The sequence below is a fragment of the Enterococcus sp. DIV0421 genome (genome assembly GCF_051713745.1).
GTDB classification, from domain to species: Bacteria; Bacillota; Bacilli; order Lactobacillales; family Enterococcaceae; genus Enterococcus_D; species Enterococcus_D casseliflavus.
The window spans coordinates 1-3,358 of sequence record NZ_JBIOQM010000009.1 but is presented as its reverse complement, the minus strand read 5'-3'; the positions used below and the strand labels follow the sequence as shown (position 1 = coordinate 3,358).

General features: G+C 38.1%; 3 protein-coding genes. All 3 read left to right on the top strand.

Going from position 1 to position 3,358, the window contains the following annotated elements; translation table 11 throughout:
• The coding region (locus IGI96_RS19625; RefSeq protein WP_438785704.1) for a trse protein at window positions 1-1,977 on the top strand (1,977 nt) is incomplete at its 5' end.
• Window positions 1,977-2,171, top strand: coding sequence for a hypothetical protein (locus IGI96_RS19620; protein ID WP_438785527.1), 195 nt, complete (start codon window positions 1,977-1,979; stop codon window positions 2,169-2,171). The genes IGI96_RS19625 and IGI96_RS19620, both read left to right, overlap by 1 nt.
• Window positions 2,172-2,191: 20 nt before the next feature.
• Window positions 2,192-3,346, top strand: coding sequence for a toprim domain-containing protein (locus tag IGI96_RS19615; protein ID WP_438785703.1), 1,155 nt, complete (start codon window positions 2,192-2,194; stop codon window positions 3,344-3,346).
• Window positions 3,347-3,358 lie beyond the last annotated feature (12 nt).

The following is a 3,358-nucleotide window of genomic DNA, read 5'->3' as shown; positions in this document are numbered from 1 at the left end:
AGATTGTATAATCCTTTATCAACGATCCCTATTGGCGTTCCTTACCAGGATACAGATGAAACCGGAAGAAGACCGGATGTCCAAAAAATCGTGGATAAAAAAGGATACGATCCACTATTTATCGGGCAGATTCAACCACTCGGGGGATTAAGACCTTATTCTCCAACGGAATTACAAATCGGTAATGGGTTTATTCGTGTATTGAATCTACTCGTTTATCGGCCGAAAAATAATCCGAATTTTTGGGGGCAACATATTTTCAATATGAAGAATGCGGTGACAACGCTAGACATGCGATCAATCGACGTAACGAATCCTTTGGTAGAGAAAAATCTGAATAATTCCTTGGAAGAATACGAAGATCAAGTCGTCACGTCAAAATCCAGAATATCGAAGAAAAAGGCGAAGAACGAATACTACAAATTAGATCAAACGGTTGAACAGATTCTTGAAGGACAAGAGGTGCTAAAAGAAATTCATGTCCGATATATCCTCAGTGCAGAATCAATAGAGAAACTGAATGAAAAGGAAAAAGAAGTGCATAGGCAATTAGGGAAACGCCAATTTCAGGCGTCTTGCTTCTTAGACGAACAAGAACGCCAATTTAAAGCTTCCTTTGTTTCATTTGCGCAAGGTAGAAAACTCATTCGAAGAAAAGGCAAAGAGATCAAAGGGTCTGCGCTTGCCGGCAGTTATCCGTTCCATTTCACGAATCATATCGATCCAGACGCTCCTTATTCTGGTTATCCGCTTTATGGATCCGGAATTATTTGTCTTTCACCTACCCATAAGGATCATCAGAGAAAATCCTATAGCATGATGATCATTGGGAGTCAGGGGTTTGGGAAAACGACGGTTTCCAAGAAACTAGCGAAACAATTTGTGGAATATGGCAATAATCATTTTGGTTTTTATATGTCTGATGAAACCAAGCGTTTGACGGAATACCTGGGGGGAATCCATTTAGATGGCGCAGAAGCGCGGTTAAATCCTTGTCAGATTTACGCTTCAGATGTGGACGCAAAAACAAAGAAAACGAAAGAACAACAGTCCTATTTGACCAATCTAACGAAAATGCGCTTGATTTTTGCCTTGAACAACGAAATAAAGAGTGATGATCCAGTGATGGTGGAGGCGAAAAAGTTATTTCCCAAAGCCTATGCCAAGTATATGGAAGATCACAACCTTGATTTATCAAAAATTACTCAATATGATCCCGAACAGTATCCAATCTATTCGGATATTTTAGCTTTTGCGAAGAAAGAACAAGCAAGTGAAGTGGAAGAATTCCGAAAAAAAAGCTTGTATCAATTGGTATCGCAACTGGAATCTTTTATTGATAACGCAGGAAATATCTTTAATCAACGATCAGAATTTGATTTTAGTTACCGGCAGTTAGTGACGTTTGATATGCAAAACTTGATCAAATCGGATCGAGCCACTTACAATGCGCAGTATTACAACCTCTATACTGCCGCTTTCAGTGAAGCGGTACGTGTAGGACAGCGAGAAAAGTATCTCTTTGACCGGAAACAAAAACGAGTAGATGAGTTGATCTACACGAATATTACTTCTGATGAGTTCCATAATCCAATTCGAACGGAAAATTTGACGCTATTAAATGAATTAGACCGCTATAACCGTGAAGCGCGTAAATTATTGATTGGGCAAACATTTATCTTGCATGATATTGCGGATGCTTTTCCGGATTATACGGACGGAAAGATGGGGGAAATCTCTAAAGCGGTGATGAATCTGTTCAAATTGACTACTTATCGGTTTTTATTGCAACAAGATAGTTCTTCAGAAGAATTAATGAAAAAAGTCTTTGGGAAGCAATTAAGCAATTATGAATTAGCAGAGATTTTTAGGTTCGAAGAACGGGATATTCTGTTAAATATTAAGGGATCTACGAATATTAAGTTTCGCTACGACCTAACCGAACATGAGAAAGCAATCTTTGATGGAGGTCTATAATGAAGAACAAAAATGAGAAGAAAGCACTGAAGAAAGAGAAGCGAGCTAGACATTGGCAGAAGACGAAAAAGCTGACAAGACGGATCATCATTGGTAAACCAGGCGAAAAGATCCAAACAACGAAGACAAAGACCCTGTATCTCATTGTGGTCTTTGTCTTTTTTCTTTATCTGTTATTGCAGCTGTTCGTTTAAGTAGGATTGGAGTGATCTAAGTGAGCCAAATAAAAGTTTATACGGAAAAGCAATTGAATTATGCACGTAAGACCAATATGCTTTCTTATATGCTTGAACGAGGAGAACCGTTTAGGCAAGTGTCCTCAAAATTCGTCGAACATAGGGAACATGATAGTTTACGAGCCAATATAAAGACCGGTGTACTTAACTGGTATTCACAAAATCTAACGTCTTGGAATAATGCCATTGAATTCTCAATGGCTTTTTTTAATGAATCCTTTGAAACAACTGTAGAAGATCTTTTACAGTTTCAACGGACACAGCGTGTAATGGATTGGTCGACGAATCGATCGGTCACCAATAAAAACGTCTTAGAAAACAAACTAGAGCCATTTACGCTTACCCATTTATCAACTATGGGAAATTATGATACGAATGTGCTTAGCCAAAAAGGCCGTGAGTATTTACGGTCCCGTTACCTGTCGGATGAAACAATCGGCTATTTAGAAAAGTTAAATCTCGTTTCTACTGATAACAAAAATAACCTATTATTCAAGCATATTGATATAGGAATCGGAAAAACTGGAAACATTGTAGGGTGTGATATACAAGGAACGTATGCACGGTCTCTTGATAAACGAGTCTCACTCAATGATAAAGGAAAATTGAAATTAGACCGTAAATATTTTAAAGGCATGGGCGAAAACTCCATGAGCAAGCGTGGCTTTTTGTTTGGAGTGAACGTAGCCTATAGTGTTCCGTTGACTTTATTTGTGACAGAAGGCCCCATCGAATCCGCTTCATTGATGGAATTACAAAAAGAATCTTTGCCTATCAATACTTGGTTTTTATCTCTTTCTGGTTTGAAAGAAGATACATTTTGGGAGGTAAAAGCTCTATTACAAGAGCTGACTAAAGCGCCAAAAGTAGAAAGTATTCTTGCCGTAAATAACGATGAAAAAGGCCAAGAATTTGTTCAAAATGTTCACGAAACCTATCAATATGAAAAAGAGTACCAGTTCGCCCACACACTCAAATTACTTCTTCCTGAATTGGAAAATGGGGATTGGAATGAGCAATTAGAGCTTTTAAAAACTGGTGTCTTAAATAGTCGTTCTGAAAAGTTAAAAGAAAAACGAGAAGCAGAAAAACTGGTTCAGTCGATACAGCTATCGTACACGGAAAGGGTTTAATCATGAGAGGAT